The organism is Hyphomonas atlantica corrig. (genome assembly GCF_017795365.1).
Lineage (GTDB): Bacteria > Pseudomonadota > Alphaproteobacteria > Caulobacterales > Hyphomonadaceae > Hyphomonas > Hyphomonas atlantica.
On the sequence record NZ_CP051254.1, the window covers coordinates 2,330,968 to 2,351,263 of the forward strand.

General features: G+C 56.3%; 20 protein-coding genes. 10 read left to right on the top strand and 10 right to left on the bottom strand.

Annotated elements, in window-relative coordinates:
* Positions 1-10: 10 nt before the first annotated feature.
* Entirely contained in the window at positions 11-478 is a 468-nt protein-coding gene (locus HF931_RS11315; RefSeq protein WP_035553864.1) for a GAF domain-containing protein, read from the top strand.
* Here HF931_RS11315 and HF931_RS11320 read toward each other — a convergent pair.
* The 5 genes from HF931_RS11320 to HF931_RS11340 all read right to left on the bottom strand — a co-directional run bounded on the left by HF931_RS11320 (position 443) and on the right by HF931_RS11340 (position 5,500).
* On the bottom strand, positions 443-2,233 hold the full coding sequence (locus HF931_RS11320; RefSeq protein ID WP_273240185.1) for a carboxylesterase/lipase family protein: 1,791 nt from the start codon (positions 2,231-2,233) through the stop codon (positions 443-445). The genes HF931_RS11315 and HF931_RS11320 overlap by 36 nt on opposite strands.
* Before the next feature lie 68 nt (positions 2,234-2,301).
* The gene (locus tag HF931_RS11325) at positions 2,302-3,417 is read right to left on the bottom strand and encodes a cystathionine gamma-lyase (RefSeq protein ID WP_035553858.1); all 1,116 of its coding nucleotides are present in this window, start codon (positions 3,415-3,417) and stop codon (positions 2,302-2,304) included.
* Between the two features lie 101 nt (positions 3,418-3,518).
* Positions 3,519-4,511 (bottom strand): glutathione S-transferase N-terminal domain-containing protein, encoded by a 993-nt coding sequence (locus HF931_RS11330; RefSeq protein ID WP_035553856.1) that lies wholly within the window; start codon positions 4,509-4,511, stop codon positions 3,519-3,521.
* A complete protein-coding gene (locus HF931_RS11335; protein ID WP_035553852.1) occupies positions 4,508-4,930 on the bottom strand; it encodes a DUF1330 domain-containing protein in 423 nt (140 codons plus the stop codon). Before HF931_RS11335 ends, HF931_RS11330 begins: the two co-directional genes overlap by 4 nt.
* A gap of 9 nt (positions 4,931-4,939) precedes the next feature.
* Positions 4,940-5,500, bottom strand: coding sequence for an NUDIX hydrolase (locus HF931_RS11340; protein ID WP_051602804.1), 561 nt, complete (start codon positions 5,498-5,500; stop codon positions 4,940-4,942).
* 503 nt (positions 5,501-6,003) lie between these two features.
* Here HF931_RS11340 and HF931_RS11345 point away from each other — a divergent pair.
* The 3 genes from HF931_RS11345 (at position 6,004) to HF931_RS11355 (ending at position 9,446) form a co-directional block, all read left to right on the top strand.
* The gene (locus tag HF931_RS11345; RefSeq protein WP_273240189.1) at positions 6,004-6,558 is read left to right on the top strand and encodes a tetratricopeptide repeat protein; all 555 of its coding nucleotides are present in this window, start codon (positions 6,004-6,006) and stop codon (positions 6,556-6,558) included.
* 119 nt (positions 6,559-6,677) lie between these two features.
* Positions 6,678-8,342 carry an energy-dependent translational throttle protein EttA gene (gene ettA, locus HF931_RS11350; protein ID WP_035553848.1) on the top strand — a complete coding sequence of 555 codons (1,665 nt, stop codon included), beginning with the start codon at positions 6,678-6,680 and terminating at the stop codon, positions 8,340-8,342.
* A gap of 228 nt (positions 8,343-8,570) precedes the next feature.
* A complete protein-coding gene (locus tag HF931_RS11355) occupies positions 8,571-9,446 on the top strand; it encodes a sulfotransferase family protein (protein WP_035553846.1) in 876 nt (291 codons plus the stop codon).
* Positions 9,447-9,458: 12 nt separating this feature from the next.
* Here HF931_RS11355 and HF931_RS11360 read toward each other — a convergent pair whose 3' ends face one another.
* Together HF931_RS11360 and HF931_RS11365 are read right to left on the bottom strand one after the other, a co-directional pair.
* Positions 9,459-10,088: an MlaC/ttg2D family ABC transporter substrate-binding protein gene (locus HF931_RS11360; RefSeq protein ID WP_035553844.1), complete on the bottom strand. Its 630-nt coding sequence runs from the start codon at positions 10,086-10,088 to the stop codon at positions 9,459-9,461.
* Between the two features lie 36 nt (positions 10,089-10,124).
* Positions 10,125-10,877, bottom strand: a complete 753-nt coding sequence (locus HF931_RS11365; protein WP_035553842.1) for an MlaA family lipoprotein — start codon at positions 10,875-10,877, stop codon at positions 10,125-10,127.
* 164 nt (positions 10,878-11,041) lie between these two features.
* Here HF931_RS11365 and HF931_RS11370 point away from each other — a divergent pair, with 164 nt between their 5' ends.
* Genes HF931_RS11370 through metH form a run of 5 tightly spaced genes read left to right on the top strand, consistent with a single transcriptional unit; the run spans position 11,042 to position 17,035 of the window.
* Positions 11,042-11,989 (top strand): ArsR/SmtB family transcription factor, encoded by a 948-nt coding sequence (locus HF931_RS11370; protein ID WP_272982817.1) that lies wholly within the window; start codon positions 11,042-11,044, stop codon positions 11,987-11,989.
* A 5-nt stretch (positions 11,990-11,994) separates the two neighbouring features.
* The gene (gene metF / locus HF931_RS11375; protein WP_035553837.1) at positions 11,995-12,903 is read left to right on the top strand and encodes a methylenetetrahydrofolate reductase [NAD(P)H]; all 909 of its coding nucleotides are present in this window, start codon (positions 11,995-11,997) and stop codon (positions 12,901-12,903) included.
* 3 nt (positions 12,904-12,906) lie between these two features.
* A complete protein-coding gene (locus HF931_RS11380) occupies positions 12,907-13,980 on the top strand; it encodes a homocysteine S-methyltransferase family protein (RefSeq protein WP_273240192.1) in 1,074 nt (357 codons plus the stop codon).
* Positions 13,977-14,405 carry a gamma-glutamylcyclotransferase family protein gene (locus HF931_RS11385; RefSeq protein ID WP_273240194.1) on the top strand — a complete coding sequence of 143 codons (429 nt, stop codon included), beginning with the start codon at positions 13,977-13,979 and terminating at the stop codon, positions 14,403-14,405. Before HF931_RS11380 ends, HF931_RS11385 begins: the two co-directional genes overlap by 4 nt.
* Positions 14,402-17,035 (top strand): methionine synthase, encoded by a 2,634-nt coding sequence (gene metH, locus HF931_RS11390; RefSeq protein WP_273240196.1) that lies wholly within the window; start codon positions 14,402-14,404, stop codon positions 17,033-17,035. Before HF931_RS11385 ends, metH begins: the two co-directional genes overlap by 4 nt.
* On the opposite strand, the gene HF931_RS11395 is transcribed toward metH, so the two are convergent.
* Complete coding sequence (locus HF931_RS11395) at positions 17,032-17,868, bottom strand: DUF5694 domain-containing protein (RefSeq protein WP_273240198.1); 837 nt, start codon at positions 17,866-17,868, stop codon at positions 17,032-17,034. The genes metH and HF931_RS11395 overlap by 4 nt on opposite strands.
* 153 nt (positions 17,869-18,021) lie before the next feature.
* Between HF931_RS11395 and pyk the strand changes: the two genes are divergently transcribed.
* Positions 18,022-19,446, top strand: coding sequence for a pyruvate kinase (pyk, locus tag HF931_RS11400; protein ID WP_273013816.1), 1,425 nt, complete (start codon positions 18,022-18,024; stop codon positions 19,444-19,446).
* Here the strand turns inward: pyk and HF931_RS11405 are convergent.
* Both HF931_RS11405 and HF931_RS11410 read right to left on the bottom strand, forming a co-directional pair.
* Positions 19,433-19,969: a retropepsin-like aspartic protease family protein gene (locus HF931_RS11405; protein WP_051602802.1), complete on the bottom strand. Its 537-nt coding sequence runs from the start codon at positions 19,967-19,969 to the stop codon at positions 19,433-19,435. The two genes, pyk and HF931_RS11405, sit on opposite strands and share 14 nt — an antisense overlap.
* 11 nt (positions 19,970-19,980) lie before the next feature.
* Complete coding sequence (locus HF931_RS11410) at positions 19,981-20,220, bottom strand: DUF1289 domain-containing protein (RefSeq protein WP_337957143.1); 240 nt, start codon at positions 20,218-20,220, stop codon at positions 19,981-19,983.
* Positions 20,221-20,296: the final 76 nt, after the last annotated feature.

Here is a 20,296-nt window from a genome sequence, read left to right on the forward strand (position 1 = left end):
GAGGCAGAACATGGACAAGGCGGCAAGATACCGGGAGCTGAAGGCGGAAATCGAGAGCGTCGTCTCTGGCGAGACGTCCATTACTGCGCGGTACGCAACGGCGTCCTGTATTCTGTCGCAGGCTTTCGCCCCGCGTTTCTTCTGGACGGGGTTCTACGTCGTAGACCCGTTGAAGGATGCTGAACTGGTTGTCGGCCCCTATCAGGGCACGCTGGGGTGCCTGCGTATCCCGTTCGGTAAAGGTGTTTGCGGGCATGTCGCCTCGAGTCGCGAGCCCGTTATCGTGCCAGACGTACATGCATTTCCAGGTCACATCGCGTGCGACTCGGCCAGCAACTCCGAGATTGTGGTTCCGGTGTTTGATGCGAATGGAGAGCTCGCGGCGGTGTTGGATGTGGATTCGACTGAACTGGACGCCTTCGATCAGGTGGATCAGGAGGGCCTAGTCGCTATTTGCGATACGCTCCTCACCGCCTAGGCCTGCTGCTGTTGAAAGCAGCGCGGTGTTTTCGATCAGCTCAAGCGGCGTCTTCGACTGCTTGATCGCATCGATCCTGTGATTCAGATTGCTTTCAAAGATGTCCAGCTTTCGGGCGCGTAGTCTGCTGATGCGCTTGATCTCGTGATCGAGTTCCAGCCAGATATCATCATCAGGTGTATAAGCGGGCCACTCAGGTAGCCCGTCTCCATTCGGATTGCCGGTCTTGGCAAAATTCGTCCAGTAAGACGTCATTCTTTCCGTCAGGATGTCGTCATCGCCAGACAATGGCAGGAAGCCACTATGACTGTTGAAGACAAACGGAATTTCGGCCGCGTGGTGCGCGCCGAGCGTCTGTGACTTGCCCGGAGGCGTGCGGCTGAAATGGTAGAGCCAGGTCGGCTGGTCCGCCGCAACGTTTGCCTTTGCAAGAAATCGCGTGTGGACGCCAAACCAGTCGTCACCGAGCATTTTCTCTGCGCCCCGGTCCCACGATTCAAGACTGGTCATGCCATACAGGGCCTGCAAGGCCTTGGCCGAGTTTACGCCGAAGACGCCTTCCAGCATTGCTTCTCGTTGAGCCATTGAGCCGGAAATCGTGTCGCTAAGGGCAGTGGGTGATTTGCGATCAGGGTAGAAGATCGTGCCTTCATCGGCATTGTACCCGGCCAGAAGGGGAACGCGCTTTGCGCCGCCATCGCGAATGGCTTCACCTATGGGCAGCGGCAAGATTTGTCCGTCCACGGTTGGCAGGAAGTATTTGGTGAGATCTTGCCGTACAAGCACGCGATCAATGATTGCGCCAGAGGGTATTGCGCGCAAACCATCCGCTGTTGCAGTGTCGTTCGCAAGGGTCGACAGGAATTCGACGCCGACCTCCTCAGAGCTTTGAATGTTGGGAAGGGCTGAGTGGTCCAGGTGCAGAGCGTTATAGCTGCTGACGCCACTTTGTAGAATGGCCTTGTCATACAGATTGTCAGCCAGCGGAGTAGACATGAGTTCGCTGACTGACTGAGCGCCTGCGCTTTCGCCGAATATCGTCACATTGTTCGGGTCGCCGCCGAAACGACTGATGTTTGACTGTACCCAACGAAGGGCTGCAACCTGATCGAGCAGGCCATAATTGCCAGATGTTCCAGACTCCTCGGAAAGGGCAGGGTGAGCCATGTATCCAAACGGGCCGAGGCGGTAATTGAACGTGACGAGTACAACGCCTTTTTCGACAAGCCCATTTGCCTGATAAAATGCAGATGATCCCGCCCCGGTCTGGTGTGAACCACCGTGAATCCAAACCATAACCGGCAGCTTTTTGATGCCGTGTCGATTTGCGGTGCGCACATTCAGGAAGAGGCAGTCTTCTGCTTGAAGCGGTTCTGGCTGAGCGGCGATAAGACGTTTAGCGAGTGTGCGCTTCCACCAGGGAAGGCCATTGCCATCGATGATCCGTTCTACGACCTGATCCATATGCCCGCGAGGCTGCAGGCATTCCGGTCCGAAGTCGCGTGCATCACGCGTGATTGCGCCCCATTGCGGCGGAGCTGTCGGCGCCGACCACCGACGTGCGCTGGCGTAGGGGATGCCGTTAAAGACTTCCACTTCCGGATTGTCAGGATCAACACCACCCCGAATTTCGCCTTGGTCTATACGAAGCGCTTCGGTCAATGCCATAGGCGGTTCGGGCTGGTTAATGCGTAACCACCCCCAGACGCCCAAACCAAGCAAGGCAAAAAACAGAACTATACTCAAACGCTTCATCAAACGAGACCCCTGCCCGTTAGAGGCAAACGCTATACCACTTCGTCCGCGAAGTCACTTTTATACGACTATTCGGACCCCAATTCTCGTAAAGCATTTTCCGTTGCGTTTACAAGGTCTTCAGTGGGTTCAATGCCGCAGGCCAAACGAATGAATCCATCTGTGACCTTATCGCCCCACCTGATACGGCATTCAGCAGAGGTGTGAGCACCCCCAAAACTGGTCGCGGGCACGGCTAACTCGTTGTTATTGATAAATTTTTCTGCGAACTGTCGATCCTGCAGCGTGAAGCTGACGATTGGTCCGTACTCGCGCATTTGACGAGACGCGACGGCATGGCTCGCGTCATGGGGGAGGCCTGGATAGCGTGTAGACTGAACAAGGGGGTGCGAATTCAGCATTTTAGCCACCGCAAGCGCATTCTGGTTTGCCCGAGAAACGCGCAATTCCAGCGTCTCAAGCCCGCGATGAAGCAGATACGCATCAAACGGACTGACAATCGCGCCTGCCAATCTTCGATAGGTTCGAACCTTGTTCATCAAGGAAGTGTCCCGGCTTGCGACATGTCCGCAGAGCACATCAGAGTGCCCGGCCATGGCTTTCGTATCAGCCATCAACACAATGTCGGCCCCAAGATCGAGTGGCTGCTGGCAGAGCGGGGTGGCTGTCGTGTTATCCGCAACGAGGATCGCGCCAGCAGATTTCGCCCGGTCCGCAATCGCAGCAATGTCACAAACATCCAGTCCCGGATTCGACGGCGTTTCGATCATCACCAGCCGACATTCCGTCAAGTCAGCGTCCGCCATGTCTACCGTCGCGCAGGCTTCGACGATTACACCACGTGGTTCGAAATGCTCGCTTAATAAAGCGCGGACATTGTAATAGCCATCCGCGTGGACAAGCACCTTGTCGCCCGGGCGAAGCAGGGTGTGGAACACGGCTGAAATCGCGGCCATGCCTGACGGAAAGAGAACCGTTTCAGCATTCTCGAGAATGCCGATTTCCGCTTCGACCGTTTCTATCGTGGGGTTGCCATTGCGGCCGTAGAAATGACTTCCATCCGGGTCACCCGGCAGCATGAAGGTCGTGCTGGCCATGATGGGCAAAGATATCGGCTCGCCTTTCGACAGGCCTCGCGCCCGATGGTGTAGCAGATCAGATATGGCGGACAGCTTCTTCGTCACTTACGGACTCCTCGATTGATTGACCGTGGGAGTTTGAGGCGATCCTGGCAGAATGGAAACCACCAAAAGGAGGCGGTTTGCGCTGGCGAGCAGTTTAATGTCTAGCTGCCCGCCATCAGGATGCGGCTGCCGGGGCCGATCATGGACGATAGCGCATCTTGGTCGTCAGCGCTCAGGTCACTCCAATCCGAGCGCAGCGATTGCAGACATTTAGCCTGATACTTGAAGACGCCTTGCTCGTACGGCCGGCCCTCTATCTCAAGTGAGAAAGTGTCCAAGCCGCGCTCAAGCGCGTCCGCGTTTGCCTTCAGAAAAGGCAAATATGTATCGCCGGCAATGCGCAGAAGGTTCTCCACAATGGGCGCAATGCCTTCCGCCCAGTCGCCATCGATTCCGCTGGCATCATCGGCATGGTCCAGCCATCGATAAAGATAGGGTGTTTCCTTGCGCAGCCACAGCATCGGAGTGGGATCAACACTCATGACTTTCAATTGGCCGTAGAAGCCGAGATCGGCGAGCGAGATGCGATCTCCAAACAGGAAGCGGGTCGGGCTCGTGGCCAGAGTTTCCAACTCGCTGCAAATCCGTTTCCAGCTTGCTTCGATCAAGGGGCCGGTCTGGGGCGTACAGCCCACAAGGGCCATCCGGCTAATCTGCCGTTCACGGATGGTACTTGCGGCTGCCTCAACCGAGTCTTGGCCCGCATTCGGCAATGAGTCGAACATCAGCCAATTCGCGCACCATTCGGCATCGTCTTCATAAGCCCAGCGATAATGAAACATTGCTTTCATGAACCATTCGTCCGCCATGTCTTCCAAAAGCAGGCATGCGAAGCGCGCAACCGGGGAGGGCGGCAGCAAATCACGCCCCTCTCCTTCAAGCGACAAGAGGAAGGGCGTGGAATCATTCGTCCATTGGCCATCCGGTTTCCGGATCACGGGAATTACCGGCGCGCGCACATTCGGCATAACGGATTGCCGGTCTTCGGCCGTCATCCCAGTCCACGTATGGACCAAACGTTTTGCGCGCATCGCCGCCCGCACTTTCATGGAATACGGAGACCCAAGCGCACCATAAACATCGTAACGGCTCATAGCTTGTCTCCACTCAGCCAGATCGGGCGGGTGACGAGCAACTCCTGACACAAGAGACCAGCGTCCCTATGGCGAGACATGGATTTGTATTCAGCGTGGTTCAGTGTCGCGATGAAGGCCTGTCGATTGGGAAAATGATTGACCAGAACGCCATCCCAGTCTCCCTGACCGATGAAATAGCGTTCCGTGGTCGCCAGAAGTGTCGTCGAGCCGCCGACTTCAGCGGCAGCTTTGGTGAACGCTTCGGAATAGCGGATGTAGGCTGTCTGACCGTCAATTTCCTCACCAAATTCTGGATCTTCCGGTTTGTACTCAGCCTTAATTCTAAACTTCAGCAGGTTTACCTGGGCGACGGGGCCATCGTGCGGGTCATCCCGAAAGGCACGAAATTGGTCGGCAGTTGGTTGAAAGGCAGGCATGGCATCTCCTCACGGTCGTTTTTCCGGATGCTTGCCGAAATACCGCTCGGTGTAAAATAGTGCCGCCGCGTGATGAGCGTGCTGCGCATCAAATTTCTCATACGAAAGAAACTCCTGATAGGGCATCTCCAGAACTTCGATCTCTTCGTTCGGGTCAAGAGATTGAACATCTGTCTTTCGGCACCCGCTCGCGAGAAAGAAGTGGAGGCGGTTGTTTTGGACCGCAGGGTTCGGATGGCACGTCCCGACAGGAACGAAATCCCGCGCCGAATATCCCGTTTCTTCCCCCAATTCCCGCTGCGCAGCGATTTTTGGATCAGTTTCACCGGCATCCATAACGCCTCCGGGAAGACCGAGCAGCACGACCTCGCCCGCATGACGATACTCCCGGATCAGCACGATATTGCCGGAATCCGTGATGGGGATGATTGTCGCCCAGTCTGTGAACTCAAGCACGTGGTACTGGTCAATGATGTGACCATCGTCCCTTTGACAAACATCGGTTCGGACAGAGAGAAATCGGTCTTTGAAGGTCTGTCGGCTCTCGAGAATGGACCAGGGCTTGATCATGTGTTCGTCGCTCCAACGTGATTTTGGGCCAGCTTACATGCTTGCGTCGATCCGTTGATCCTGCAATTGCAGCAACAGAAGACAGATGATGTTTTGCGGCAAGGTATAAAACCTCTGATTGTGGGCATCTGGCGAAGTTGACCTCCAAAAGTGTGTTTGTTTCAAGCCATTGAGGTTGCTGCGAGAAGGCGCCGCCAAGTCCCGGAGTGATCCCACGTACACCCGAGTGCATGAGGCAGAACATTGCCGCGAAATTGGCGTTCTGCATCTGGAATTGTGCCACTTACCTCTAAACGTGCATGCAGAGGAATGAGATTCCAAAAAAATCAAATATTCCAATTGGGTTACACGCGAAGCGCCCATTCAACTTTCTGAGCTCGCAACTGACAAAATCACTTTTCAGCGAGCCGATATTGCATATCGTGTGGGGCATGGCGGACGGGGATGTTTTGTTCGAACAAGCTTTGGCTTTGCTACTTGATGGCGAAGGGGGCGAAAGCTTGATGAAGTCAGCCGCGTTGATGCGTCGCGCTGCAGACTCAGGCCATGCTGCTGCTGCAAACAATTTTGGCGCGATGCTGCACCACGGTCGGGGTGTGCATCAGGATTTCGCCGCCGCTCGCGCGTATTACGCACAAGCTGCCGAGGCGGGACTTGCGCCTGCAATGTTCAATCTCGGCTTCATGAAGCTTCGTGCCCTCGGGGGTGAGCGCAACGAGGTTGAGGCCCGCGCGTTGTTTGAGAAGGCTGCGCATCTCGGTGAAGTGAATGCCATTACGTTCCTGGGCGTCATGATGATGACCGGCGAGGGTGGTCCCAAGCAATTTGCGGAGGCACAAGCCTGGTGGGACAAGGGCGCGGAGTTGGGTGACAATCGTTGTGCGTTCAACCTCGGTATGGCGCATGCGGGTGGACATGGAAAGGAACAGCCAGACTTTGTTGAAGCCTGGCGCTGGTTCAGCCGCGCCCACGATATGGGCAATCACAGTGCGGGGCCCGAACTCGAGCGGCTGGCAAGCGTTCTGACAGAAGATGAGCGTAGGCAGATCGAGGGTTAGGGTCTCTTAGGGCTCAGGAACCAGATAACCGGGATCGGTTGTGCTTGCCCGCTTGATTTTCGCGCGTTCCCGCGTAACTGAGGCGACGTATTTCCCCCATTCTTCAGGAGACGCATTTCATGGCCGGTCCCCAATATGTTTATCACATGCAAGGTCTGTCCAAGACCTATCCCGGTGGCAAGAAGGTGTTCGAGAACATTCACCTCAGCTTCCTTCCGGATGCGAAGATCGGTGTCGTCGGTGTCAACGGTGCCGGTAAGTCGACTCTCCTGCGCATCATGGCCGGCCAAGATAAGGAATTTAATGGCGAAGCCTGGTCGGCTGACGGCGTTAAAGTCGGCTATCTGCCTCAGGAGCCAAAGCTGGACGAATCGAAGTCGGTCTTTGAGAACATCGCCGCGTCATGTCCTGAAAAGCAGATGTTGGACAAGTTCAACGAGATCTCCGGCAAGCTCGGAGAGGACTATTCCGACGAGTTGATGGAAGAAATGACCGCGCTTCAGGAGAAGATCGACGCGGCAGACGCCTGGGATATCGATTCAAAGATCCAGATGGCAATGGAAGCCCTGCGCTGCCCGCCTGACGATGCAGACGTTTCGAAGCTTTCTGGTGGTGAAGTCCGCCGCGTTGCGATTTGTGCGCTGTTGCTCTCCAAGCCTGACATGATTTTGATGGACGAACCGACCAACCATCTCGACGCAGAGACGGTGGCCTGGCTTCAGAACTACCTCATCAATTTCAAGGGCTGTGTGATCCTCGTTACCCACGACCGCTACTTCCTTGATGATATCACGACCTGGATTCTCGAACTCGATCGTGGACGCGGCATTCCGTACCAAGGCAACTACTCTGATTGGTTGGAACAGAAAGCCAAGCGGATGGAGCAAGAGGCGCGCGAAGAGCGTGGCAAGCAGCGCTCGCTGGCCAAGGAACTCGAATGGGTTCGCTCCAGTCCGAAAGCGCGGCAAGCCAAGTCGAAGGCTCGTATCCAATCCTACGAACAGAAGGCAGCGGAGGCTGAGAAGGAGAAGGTCTCAACCGCTCAGATCCGCATTCCCCCTGGTCCAAGGCTCGGCAATGTGGTGCTCGAGGCTGAAAACCTTCGGAAGGGCTTTGGCGACAATTTGCTGATCGAAGATCTCGACTTCAAACTGCCGCCCGGCGGTATCGTGGGCGTCATCGGCCCGAACGGTGCAGGTAAATCGACCCTGTTCAAGATGATTCTGGGGCAGGAAGAGCCGGATGCTGGTTCACTTCGCGTCGGCGACACGGTCAAGTTTGGCTACGTCGACCAGAGCCGGAACAAACTCGATGATAGCAAGAATGTCTGGGAAGAGATTTCGGGCGGCACAGATGTCATCGACCTCGGCGGCATCGAAGTGAACTCTCGCGCCTATGTCGGCGCGTTCAACTTCAAAGGCTCTGACCAGCAGAAGAAAGTTGGCCTGTTGTCAGGCGGTGAGCGTAACCGCGTGCATCTGGCCAAGATGTTGAAGCAGAGCTCCAACGTGCTGCTGCTCGACGAGCCGACCAACGATCTGGACGTCGAAACGCTTCAGGCGCTGGAAGAGGGGCTCGATGCCTTTCCTGGATGCGCCGTGATTATCTCTCACGATCGTTGGTTCCTGGACCGAATGGCGACGCACATTCTGGCGTTCGAGGGTGACTCGCATGTCGAATGGTTTGAGGGCGACTTCTCATCCTATCTTGAGGACAAGAAACGACGCCTTGGCGAAGATGCCGTCAATCCGAAGCGCCTGAAATTCAAGAAATTTGCCCGCTGACCAATTTAGTACAAATTTACTCGCACAAACTTTCGTTCGATGCACGAATTGTTTGTTCGCGTTTCAACTGATAGGTTATTGCGATGCCCAATAATTGGAAAATGCGGAATTTAACCATTGTTTTTAAGGGTTTGTGGTTGATTCTTTGAATCTCATCGATCATGTTTCGTTCCGTCGTCAGCATTGCGGTTTGTCGGCAGACAGTTTGCTGCTTCGGAGAGGGAATTGATGGCGATGGGCACTTGCGAGATGAGGCCGCTGGAAAGCGACATAGCGCCCGATGCGATTGTAATTGGGGCAATGCGCGCCGGTACAACTTCCCTGTACCACCTGTTTCGTCAGTCGGGGCAGGCGTCCGTTCCGGAGTCCAAAGAAACAGACTTCTTTCTTACGCCGGTCAACATGGAGGTCGGAGCGAGTTGGTATTCGCGTCAGTTCGGAAAGAGTAATCTTCCGAAGATCGACTTTTGTCCGAATTATACGAAGCGAGACGTGTTTCCGGATACGTGGCGCCTGATCAAAAAGCACGCGGGCAATGCGAAGTTGGTTTTCGTTGCGCGTGATCCGGTGAAGCGGGTTGTTTCGCAATACAAACACTCCATTTTATTCGGAGAGGACTTGCCATCACCTTCGGAATGGCTGGACACAAAGAACGCGGCCCACGCCATCAACGTCAGTCGCTATGCTTACCAGATGCAGCCGTTTTTCGATCATTGGGATCGAGACGATATTCTTATCGTTGATTTTGCAGACATGTTGAAAGAGCCGAAATCTCTGGTTCGAGTAGGACAGCATGTTGGAATTTCTGATCCCGAAGCGCTCCAAACCGTCGAACTCCCTTCAAAGAACTCGGCGGCAGATCTGAATGCGTTGCCAAACTGGTGGCACAGAATGAGGTCAACTCGGCTAGGGCACATGGTGCGTCAGCACGCGCCCCGTAGCCTGGTTGAAAACGCTCGTAACGCAATACGCTCTAAATCTCAGAAAAATGTCCTGCCGGATTTCGATGCAAGCGTGATTAAAAGCCTTCAAGATCAACTGTCTCCAGACGCGGAAGCCTTTCGGAAGGCCACGAACATGCGTTTCGAGCACTGGTGCGTTTAATCAGGCATAAAGCTAGCCGCGAGTGCTCGCTTCCAGGTTCCGCTTCATACTCTCGATCTTTTCAATCAGCGCATCGGCGGATCCGTTCGAGCGGTCGAGCAGGGCGAGGAATTGTGCCCGTTGTTCAATGGCCAGCCAAATCAGATTTCCGTCCAGGTTCAGTGCCACATCAACGACTTGATATTTTCCGTCTCGCGTCAGCACACGCCAGCGGACATCCATGTCCTTGCCGTCCTGCCGTTTGATGACCGTGTTGACGATGGAGTCAGTTTCCGACCGATCAACAGAATCCTTCACGACCACCGCTTCGCCGCGATAGGCGTCGAGTTCGTTTTCGTAGACAGCGAGTGCGTATTCGCGAAACACTTTGCGGTAGCGAGCTAGCTCATCGTCGTTAAAGCGACGGGCATACTTGCCGATGGCGAAATTGGACACGGCGACCATGTCCGTGAACTCGTCCATATAGGCGTTGAATTTTTCAGTGCGCTCTTCTGCGTTCAAGGATGGGTCATTCAGGGATGCCAGCACTTCGCTGGCGTTTTCCTGAACGTAGGCTTCCGTCTTGGCGTCTGCGAATGCGTTGGAGGAAAACATCAGCATCGCGGTGGCCGCCAATGCCAAATGTCTGATTTCGCGTTTCACTTTCTTGCTCCTGTTTGTGGTCGTGCCACTCGCTTATTATTCAAATTCGTCAAAATCAGGGAGATCGTCGTACGCTTCTTCCTCATTTATGCGACCGTTACGGATTTCAGCCTGACGCTGAGATGAATAAATCCGGCGCAGGGCCACATAAGGTTCCGGTTGAGCGTTTAATTGTTCGATCTGATCGTCCAGGGCGACGCGGGCGTTTAGGCCGCCGAGCACACTCCTGCCAATTGCGATGTGATCGTCCAGGTCGGGATTGTCTGCGAATTCGGTCCAGTTCAGTGGGTCCAGCGCCCGGTCTATGCCGCCGCCAAACAAATCACGCGGCGTTGTCGGGCCCATCAATGGCAGCACGAGATATGGACCGCTTTCGACGCCCCAAACCGCCAAGGTTTGTCCGAAGTCCTCACTGTGCTTTTCGATGCCATTGTACCCGGCGACATCCCAAAGACCGGCCACGCCGATCGTGGAATTGATCAGGAAACGCCCAAGTGTATCGCCTGCGCGGTCGCCTTCGCCTTGCAGCACATCGTTGATGAATATGACGGGGGACTTCAAATTGTGCAGGAAGTCGCCAACGCGATCTCGCGCAAATTCGGGTGTTACTGTTTCGTACGCGCCAGCGGCAGGGCCCAGCGCATATTTGTCGACTTCACTGTTGAAGGCGAACATCTGACGGTTGAAACCCTCATAGGGGTCGCTGACTGTGCCAGTCTCGACGCTCTGGGTGGACGCGCAGGCTCCCAGGCCCATGGCAAGTATGGCGGCGAAGACTCGCTGTGTCATGTATCGATAACCCCGTGTTTCGAACTCGGTAAATGGTGGCAAACCCTGTGGGCTTCAACACTCGGTGGCACACAAGCATGCATAGGTGATATTTCTGTAAAGCCGGGTTGCTAAAACATATAAATCGATGTTTATGTCGTTAAATGATTTTGGCAAGTTCTCCCATGATCGATTGCTTGCGCGCGGCGGGTGAGCCAACCCGGCTGCGCGTGCTGTCGCTGTTGCGTCAGAGGGATCTGTCGGTGGGCGAACTCGTGCAGGTCTTGGAGCAATCCCAACCGAGATTGTCACATCATCTCAAGGCATTGACCGCGGCAGGGCTCGTTGAGCGTTTGCCGGAAGGGTCCTTTGTTTTTTATCGTGCGGCCACGAGAGGTGCGGGAAAAACATTTCTGGACGCGTTGTTTGCTCAACTCGATCATGAGGAAGCGGATTTTGTCCGTGACCGCCAGCATCTCGAAGAGGTCAGCGCCACGCGCGCAGATACGGCGGAAGCGTATTTCTCAAGTATCGCTGAAAACTGGGACAGGTTGCGCTCACTACATTATCCGAACGACCTTATTGAGTCGGCGCTTCTGGAGCTGGCTGGCCAGGGGCCCTTCGGGCGCGTGCTGGACTTTGGAACCGGTACCGGAAGAATGCTCAGCCTCTTCGCGCCGCGCGCCGAGAGCGCCGAAGGCATTGATCTCAGCCATCACATGCTGACGGTCGCGCGCGCCAACCTCGAGCGTTTGGGTATTGATGGCGCGCGAGTGCGTCAGGGCAATGTCACCGCCGTGCCGTTTGAATCGAACAGCGCTGATCTCGTGATCATCCATCAAGTGCTGCACTATATGGACACACCCAATCGTGCGATATCGGAAGCGGCCCGTGTTCTGCGGCCTGGCGGCCAATTGCTTGTGGTAGATTTTGCGCCTCACGATCTTGAGTTTTTGCGCGCTGAGCATGGCCACCACCGGCTCGGGTTGTCGCACGATGCCATGCAGGCATGGACCAGCGATGTCGGATTGAATGTGTCCGAACCAAAATCTTTTGCGCCACCGGCTGATGCAGCAGATGGACTGACCGTAAACATATGGAAGGCGGTCAAATCCGCCACGTCCACGGAGTAAACCAAATGAGTCCGCTTTCTTCACTTCAATCCAGCGACGCACCATCCGTCTCATTTGAGTTTTTCCCACCGAAAACTGAAGCCATGGCTGCGCGGCTATGGGAAACGGTTGAGCGGTTGGAGCCCATGGCGCCGAACTTCGTGTCTGTGACCTATGGTGCGGGCGGTTCTACGCGGGAGCGGACCCATGACACCGTTCGGCGGATCGCGCAGGACACCCATTTGCGCCCTGCTGGGCATTTGACTTGCGTTGGTGCGACGAAAGAAGAAGTCCTGTCCGTCGCCGAAGACTACTGGCAGGCTGGCGTGAAGCACATCGTGGCGCTGCGCGGCGACCCGCCTGCGGGCATGGGCGAGAAGTTTGAACAGCATCCGGGAGGGTTTCGCGACTCGATTGATCTGATCGAGGGCATCCGCGAACATCGGCCAGACCTTGGGCGCTGCTTTGAAATATCCGTCTCGTGCTATCCTGAGCTTCATCCCGAAAGCCGCGGTTGGGATGCCGAGATAGCCTTTCTCAAGGCCAAACAGGATGCGGGGGCGGATCGCGCGATAACGCAATTTTTCTTTGAGCCCGAAATCTATCTGAACTTCCTTGAAAAGGCCCGCGCGGGAGGCGTCACCATGCCAATCGTGCCGGGAATCATGCTGCAGCCAAACTTCAAAGGGCTGAAGCGCATTTCCGGCCTGTGCGGGTCATCGCTGCCAGGCTGGCTGCATGAGCTTTACGATGGCCTTGACGAGGATACGGAAACCCGGGAGCTCGTCACCGCGAACGTAGCGGCGGACCTCTGCCGGAAACTCTCGGATGAAGGCGTTCGCGATTTCCACTTCTACACATTGAACCGCGCAGGCCTCGCACTGTCCACGTGCCGCTTGCTTGGCCTGAAACCCAATTCTGCTGAGGCGGCCTGACCGATGAACAGACAAGATCGTATTGACGCCCTGAAAGCGGCCGCGAAAGAACGTATCCTGATCCTGGATGGAGCATGGGGCGCGATGATTCAGCGGCGCGGCCTGGAGGAGTCCGACTATCGCGGAGATCGCTTCTCCGAAGACAAGTATCCCGGGCAGATGAAGGGAAACAATGACATCCTCTGCCTGACCCGTCCTGACATCGTGACGGATCTTCACAACGCCTACTATGGCGCAGGCGCGGACATTTCGGAGACCAACACATTCAGCTCAACCGTGATTGCGCAGGACGACTACAAGCTGGACGAGCAGTCGGTCTGGGACATCAACATGGAAGGCGCGAAGCTTGGCCGGGCTGCGGCGGATGCCTGGACTGCGAAGACCCCTGACAAGCCCCGTTTCCTCGCCGGGTCCATCGGACCGCTCAACAAGATGTTGTCCATGTCATCAGATGTGAACGATCCCGGCGCGCGTTCCGTGACGTTTGACGAAGTTTATAATGCCTATCGCCAGCAGATCCGTGCCCTGAACGAAGGTGGTGTCGATTTGTACCTGATTGAGACGATCACGGACACGCTGAACTGCAAGGCGGCGATCAAGGCGATCATGGACCTCGAAGATGAAGGCATGGACAAGTTGCCGATCTGGATTTCGGGAACGATTACCGACCGTTCAGGCCGCACACTGTCTGGCCAAACAGTTGAAGCATTCTGGAACTCAGTCCGTCATGCGAAGCCGTTCGCCATAGGGTTCAATTGTGCACTCGGCGCCGATCTGATGCGTCCGCACATCGCCGCGCTGTCCCGTGTCGCGGACACGCTGGTGGCGGCCTATCCGAACGCTGGCCTGCCGAATGAAATGGGCGAATATGACGAACAGCCCGAGCAGACGTCCGGCGCTGTGGGTGGATGGGCGAAGGATGGACTTGTGAACATTCTCGGCGGATGCTGTGGCACGACTCCAGACCACATCGCGGCAATTGCCAAGGCGGTGAACGGTGTAAAGCCGCGCGACCCAGTTCCCGGCAAGCACACCATGCGTCTGTCTGGCCTCGAACCGTTTGAGGTGGGCGCGTGACGCAAGCGGAAGTCAGGGCTGGCGACCTTTTTGTGTTCTACGGCCTCTTGAAACAGGGCGCCGCAGGACAGCCGGCGGACCTTCCGCTCGCGACGGCGGGCGCCTTTGGTGCGCCATGCAGATTCCGTGGTCGGATGGTTGATCTGGGTGGCTTTCCAGGCGTGGTGGACGGAGACACGCTATGCTATGGCGTTCGCTGGCAGATCAGCGATCCGGCGATCATGCCTGCGATGGATGCGTTCGAGGATGTCACCGACGACCCGGAGACAAGCCTCTATCTGCGCACACAGATTCCCTTGCTCGACAACGCAGCAAGCGAAACTGGCGAAATGGCCTGGATCTACTGGTACAATAAATCTATCGAGGGCTTCTCGCCCGTAGCCGATGGCAACTGGCCGCTCGATGCCGGGAAAACAAGAAAATGACCAACTCAGCTTCACAAAATTTCGTAAACGTTGGTGAGCGCACAAACGTCACCGGTTCCGCGCGGTTCCGCAAAATGGTCACGGAAGGCCGCTATGCCGACGCCGTTGAGGTTGCGCGCCAGCAGGTCGAGAATGGCGCGCAGGTCATCGACGTGAACATGGACGAAGGCATGCTTGATGGTGCCGAGGCCATGCGGACCTTCCTGAACCTGATTGCGGCCGAGCCGGACATCGCACGGGTGCCGGTGATGATCGACTCCTCCAAATGGGAGGTCATCGAGGCTGGCCTGAAATGCGTTCAGGGCAAGGCCATCGTGAACTCCATTTCCATGAAGGAAGGTGAGGAGATTTTCCGGAAGCAGGCGCGCGCGTGCCTTGCGTATGGCGCTGCGGTTGTTGTCATGGCATTCGACGAGGTCGGGCAGGCCGATACAAAAGACCGCAAGGTCGAGATCTGCCAGCGTGCTTTCCGTATTCTGACTGAGGATGTCGGCTTCCCTGCCGAAGACATCATCTTTGACCCCAATGTTTTTGCTGTGGCGACGGGCATCGAAGAGCACAACAATTACGCCGTAGACTTCATTGAGGCTGCGCGCGTGATCCGAGAGACCTGCCCCGGCTGCCACATTTCGGGTGGACTCTCGAACGTGTCCTTCAGCTTCCGGGGAAATGAGCCTGTGCGCCGGGCCATGCACTCTGTATTCCTGTATCACGCCATCCCAGCCGGCATGGATATGGGGATCGTCAATGCAGGCCAGCTCGATATCTATGACGATATCGAACCAGAATTGCGTGAACGCGTAGAGGACGTGATCCTGAACCGGCGCGACGATGCGACTGAGCGCCTGATCGAGATTGCCGAAGGCTTCAAGGGCCAGAAGGGCAAGACCGCAGAGAAGGATTTGTCCTGGCGGGAAGCTCCGGTCGCCAAACGTCTTGAGTACGCTCTGGTCCACGGCATAACGGAATTCATTGATGCCGATACGGAAGAGGCGCGTCTGGCATCAGAGCGCCCGCTGCATGTTATCGAAGGGCCACTTATGGACGGCATGAATGTCGTCGGAGACCTGTTCGGATCTGGCAAGATGTTCCTGCCGCAAGTGGTGAAATCCGCGCGTGTGATGAAACAGGCGGTGGCGTGGCTTGAGCCGTTCATGGAAGAGGAAAAACAGCGTCTTGGCACGGTCGACGTTTCCAATGGCAAGGTTCTGATGGCCACGGTGAAAGGGGACGTACACGATATCGGCAAGAACATCGTTGGCGTTGTGCTGGCGTGTAATGGCTATGAAATTCTTGACCTAGGCGTCATGGTGCCTGCTGAAACCATTCTGGATACGGCCATAAAGGAAAATGTTGATGTGATCGGCCTGTCCGGTCTCATAACGCCAAGCCTTGATGAAATGGTCTATGTGGCAGCTGAAATGGAACGTCGCGGCATGGTGCAGCCCCTCCTGATTGGTGGCGCGACCACCAGCCCGGCGCATACGGCCGTAAAGATCGATCCGGTCATCCGCTGTGCGCCTGTGGTTCATGTCTCTGACGCCAGCCGCGCTGTCGGCGTTGTCAGCACACTGCTCAGCGAAGACGACAAGCCCGGCTTTGTGACTCAGACCAAGGCCCGCTACGAACGCATGCGCGAAGCGAGATCCGGCGGCCCGCCCAAGCCGCGCCTGCCGATCGAACAGGCAAGAGAGGTGCGCTTGAAACTGGACTGGGACAGCTACACGCCCCCTGCGCCAAGTTTCGAGGGTGTCAGGACTTTCGAAGACATCGATCTGGCAACGCTTGCCCGGTACATTGACTGGACGCCGTATTTCTCGGCGTGGGATCTTGCCGGACAGTTCCCGCAAATTCTCGAAGACAAGATTGTGGGCGAAGCGGCGACAAGCTTGTGGAATGATACACAAGGCATGATGCAGCAGCTGGTCGGTGAGGCGTGGCTCAAGCCGAAGGCGGTTGTCGGCTTCTGGAAGGCCAATTCAGTCGGCGACGACATTCACCTTCAATCGGGCGAGGTGTTTCATACGTTGCGGCAGCAAATGGTGAAAGACAATACGCGTCCGAACTTTGCGATGTCAGACTTTGTTGCGCCAGAGGGCGATGACTGGATTGGTGGCTTCTGTGTAACCGCCGGTCCGCAGGCGGAGGAAATTGCCAAGGAATTCATAGAGAAGCGGGACGACTATTCCTCCATCATGGTCAAGGCGTTGGCTGACCGGTTTGCTGAGGCGATGGCGGAATACATGCACGAGCGTGTTCGCAAGGAGCTTTGGGGATATGCGCCTGATGAAGACCTCGGCAACGCTGAGCTGATCAAGGAGAAGTATCGGGGGATCCGTCCCGCGCCGGGCTATCCGAGCCAGCCGGAACACACCGAGAAGGAAACCCTGTTCAAATTGCTGGAAGCCGAAGACCGCATCGGTGTTGAGCTCACCTCAAGCTTCGCAATGACTCCTGCGGCCAGCGTTTCCGGCCTGTATTTCGCACATCCGGAAAGCGTGTACTTCGCTGTCGGCCGTATCGAAAAGGATCAGGTTGAGGATTACGCCCGGCGCAAGGGGTGGGATACCCGCAAGGCCGAGCGGTGGTTGGCGCCGATCCTGAATTATGATCCGTTTGCTGTGGACTAGTCGACCAGGTAGGGGTTCGGTTCGACCAGGGCAAAGCCAGGCGTTTCTTCGGCAAAATGGCGGAGCCAATAATTGTGACCTGATCCGTAGATGACCAGGATCCGGTCACCGGGCTGTGAGATTTCTGCGATGTTGGCAAAGATTTCTGCGTTGCGGGCATACCAGCCATAATTGAGCGCGGCGCCGGCATTGTCCTCGGCGTCGGTCATGTTGAGCAGGCCATAGTAGAATCCGGAATGCATCTCATCAATCAGGCCCGGCTCATTCTGCCGGGCAAGCATCTCGGCAATCGGAGTCGTTGCCTGGTCACGCATCATGGCTTCTGCCTGAGCCTTGATGGTCTCGATTTTTGAGGTGATCTCGTTCTGGCGATTGGTCCGTTCGGCAAACGCTTCAACCCGGTCAAAAGGGAAATAGGAAATCTCTCCTTCTTGCGTATCCACAGCATAGACGCGGTCCAGGCCAGCCGCATGCGCCACGCGATAGCCGATTTGGACGCTCTCATTACGTTGGCGGGTCAGGTCATCAGGCGTGAAGTCAGGAAACCCTGGGTCAAGCGCATCATCTGTCCGGCGGATACTTTCAATCGCAATCGCTGTGGGCTGAAACTCCAGCAAGCGGTCAGCCAGTGTTTCTAGTTCAGCCTGCCGCTTTGGCAGAAGCACATCGTCCGCCTCGGTGTTGACCAGATCAAGACCGGGGTTTCCGAAATGATAAGTGCCGAGCACCATTATCTGAACCGGGTTGTTTCTTGGCTCTGGGGCATCTTCTGCGACGGCGTTTGGAAGCGCACTCGCGATAAGGGCTGACAGGGCAATGATGGCTGATTTCATGAAAAATCCTCTTTTGAAGTCAGATGCACCGACTCGATCTATTGGATGCAACCAGTCGCATATTTTTTCCGAGCAGGCTTCGCGCAACGCTGACTGGCCAGTTCCGGCGGACTCGTATAGTAGCTGTGTCAACCTTGTCATCGGGAGGGCGGAATGACTGGTAAGACTCTGATTGGTGAGAATGCAAAGATCGTGGCGACCCTTGGGCCGGGCAGTCGCTCGCCCAAGGAAGTGCTGGCTTTGGCGTATGCCGGCGTTGACGTGTTTCGACTGAACTTCAGTCATGGCGAACACAGCGCGCACAAGGCGGCGTTGGAGGCGGTTCGCGCGGCAGAGAAAGAAACCGGGCGACCCTTGGCGACACTCGGCGACTTGCAGGGACCAAAAGTGAGAGTCGGTTCGCTGCCCGGCGGCGAACTGCGCCTGCGATACCAGAAAGAATACGCCGTTGTTGCTGCAGAAACGACAGATGCCGACGACACAATCCCTGTGCCTCACGCCGAGATCGTCGAAATACTGGAAGAGGGCGACGTTATCCTTGTGGATGATGGTAAGCTCATGTTCACCGTCACGCAGGCTGGCGATGCGCCCAGGGTTCGCGCGGAAGTGCCTGGAAAACTGACAGACAAGAAAGGCTTTACGGTGCGCGGCAAGGCGCTGCCTGTGCGCGCCCTGACGGAGAAAGACAGGGCTGATCTCGATTTCGCAATGGAAATCGGCGTGGATTTGGTCGCATTGTCATTTGTCCAAACTGTTGAAGACATTGAAGAAGTCAAAGCGATCATCAAGGGTCGCGCGCCCTTGGTTGCAAAGCTGGAGAAGCCTGCCGCGATCGATAATCTTGAGCCGATTGTCGCCGCGGCTGATGCCGTCATGGTCGCCCGGGGAGATCTGGGCGTCGAATACGCGCCCGAAGATGTCCCGGTGATCCAGCGCCGCATCGTTCGCTGCGCGCGTGGCTTGGGTCGGCCTGTCATCGTGGCAACGCAGATGCTGGAATCCATGATCGAGAACGCCGCGCCCACACGCGCAGAGGCGTCTGATGTCGCCACGGCGATCTATCAGGGCGCGGATGCGGTGATGCTGTCAGGGGAAACAGCGGTTGGGCGACACCCGGCGACAACTGTCGCCATCATGTCGCGGATCATTCGTGCAACCGAGAGCGCCGAAGACTATCGTCGTTCCCTGGAGCAATTCTCTGGGGACCAACCCGCACAAACGGCGATTGATGTTGTGGCAGAGACATCACAGGGCATGGCAGAGGCCGAAGGTGCAACTGCGCTGGCCCTGAGAACGGGAGCCTTCGACCGTCTGGCCCGGTTCGCGCGTGTGCGTGGCAAGGCACCGATCCTGTATGGTTCATTGGACGATCAGAGGCTTCGCACTGCTTGCCTGCTATGGGGCGTTCACCCGCAAAGGCTGAATGCAGGCGCTGTTTACTGGTATCGGGATCTGATGGACGCAGCAGGCCTTGAGGGGCGCGTAGCCTATGCCCGTTGGGCTGGCGATGAGGAACGATTCGCCTGGGAGATCGGCGTTGGCAAAGGCCGCAACGGTGCGCTGATTACCGGCGTATGATCAGCTGGCTTTGCTTGAATTCATACGAGTAAAGTTCGCCAAGAAAGGTCATGCCCAGCAGCGACTGTTCCAGCCCGTCTTTCAGGATCATTGCACCCACCTGTTCAATCTCAACCTGTCCGATGCGAATGCTGTCCAGCGTTACAGCGGCGCCGTGCGTAATGCCGCCAGCGGTCCGGATTTCCCAGCGATAGTCGAGGGTTTCAGGATTAAGGCCCAGGCGCTGGGCATCCCGATACGTGAGGGCCACCGTGCTGGCGCCGGTATCCACCATGAATTTGACCGCGGTGCCGTGGACTTCTGCGCGCGTCCAGTAGTGTCCATCATCTTCGCGATCGATGATTGCGGCATTGGCGAAGCGAACCGACGTTCGCTTTTCGGTGGGGGCAGGCGCGGCCTCCGGTGTCATCGTTGCAAGCTCAGTGCGATGCTGCTCCATTTTTGGGGCAATGATAAAACTGACGATGGCCGAAAGCGCCACAGCGATGCCGAAACCGGCCAGTATGGTTTTCTGTGGTGACATCGTGCCGGCTCCTAACGCTTGCCGAGGGACTCGAGGCGGGAGATCCGCGCAGGCAGATCCGCAAGCACCTGCTCACGTCCTTCTTCCCCCATTTTTACCCATCCCCCAATTTCCTTGAGCGTTCGCGCGCACCCGAGACAGAGTCCTGTAGAGGCGTCTACAGCACAAACTTTGATACAGGGCGATTTGATGGCTTGAGCGGTCATGGATATAGGGTAATCAGCGATCGAGTGTGTGCAAGACAATCCCATGAATTCAGTAACAAAACCTTGTCGCCGATTGGGTTCGTTTTCTGTTATAAGAACAAGCAGTTTGAATATTAAGACG

Bases quoted from the DNA above. Each gene is read 5' to 3' on its own strand.
- HF931_RS11315 (WP_035553864.1), top strand. From the start codon at position 11: ATGGACAAGGCGGCAAGATACCGGGAGCTGAAGGCGGAAATCGAGAGC.
- HF931_RS11380 (WP_273240192.1), top strand. From the start codon at position 12,907: ATGAACAGACAAGATCGTATTGACGCCCTGAAAGCGGCCGCGAAAGAA.
- HF931_RS11340 (WP_051602804.1), bottom strand. From the start codon at position 5,500: ATGATCAAGCCCTGGTCCATTCTCGAGAGCCGACAGACCTTCAAAGAC.
- HF931_RS11395 (WP_273240198.1), bottom strand. From the start codon at position 17,868: ATGAAATCAGCCATCATTGCCCTGTCAGCCCTTATCGCGAGTGCGCTT.
- HF931_RS11320 (WP_273240185.1), bottom strand. From the start codon at position 2,233: ATGAAGCGTTTGAGTATAGTTCTGTTTTTTGCCTTGCTTGGTTTGGGC.
- HF931_RS11355 (WP_035553846.1), top strand. From the start codon at position 8,571: ATGGCGATGGGCACTTGCGAGATGAGGCCGCTGGAAAGCGACATAGCG.
- HF931_RS11330 (WP_035553856.1), bottom strand. From the start codon at position 4,511: ATGAGCCGTTACGATGTTTATGGTGCGCTTGGGTCTCCGTATTCCATG.
- HF931_RS11345 (WP_273240189.1), top strand. From the start codon at position 6,004: ATGAAGTCAGCCGCGTTGATGCGTCGCGCTGCAGACTCAGGCCATGCT.
- pyk (WP_273013816.1), top strand. From the start codon at position 18,022: ATGACTGGTAAGACTCTGATTGGTGAGAATGCAAAGATCGTGGCGACC.
- HF931_RS11365 (WP_035553842.1), bottom strand. From the start codon at position 10,877: ATGACACAGCGAGTCTTCGCCGCCATACTTGCCATGGGCCTGGGAGCC.
- ettA (WP_035553848.1), top strand. From the start codon at position 6,678: ATGGCCGGTCCCCAATATGTTTATCACATGCAAGGTCTGTCCAAGACC.
- HF931_RS11405 (WP_051602802.1), bottom strand. From the start codon at position 19,969: ATGTCACCACAGAAAACCATACTGGCCGGTTTCGGCATCGCTGTGGCG.
- HF931_RS11335 (WP_035553852.1), bottom strand. From the start codon at position 4,930: ATGCCTGCCTTTCAACCAACTGCCGACCAATTTCGTGCCTTTCGGGAT.
- metF (WP_035553837.1), top strand. From the start codon at position 11,995: ATGAGTCCGCTTTCTTCACTTCAATCCAGCGACGCACCATCCGTCTCA.
- HF931_RS11370 (WP_272982817.1), top strand. From the start codon at position 11,042: ATGATCGATTGCTTGCGCGCGGCGGGTGAGCCAACCCGGCTGCGCGTG.
- metH (WP_273240196.1), top strand. From the start codon at position 14,402: ATGACCAACTCAGCTTCACAAAATTTCGTAAACGTTGGTGAGCGCACA.
- HF931_RS11410 (WP_337957143.1), bottom strand. From the start codon at position 20,220: ATGGGATTGTCTTGCACACACTCGATCGCTGATTACCCTATATCCATG.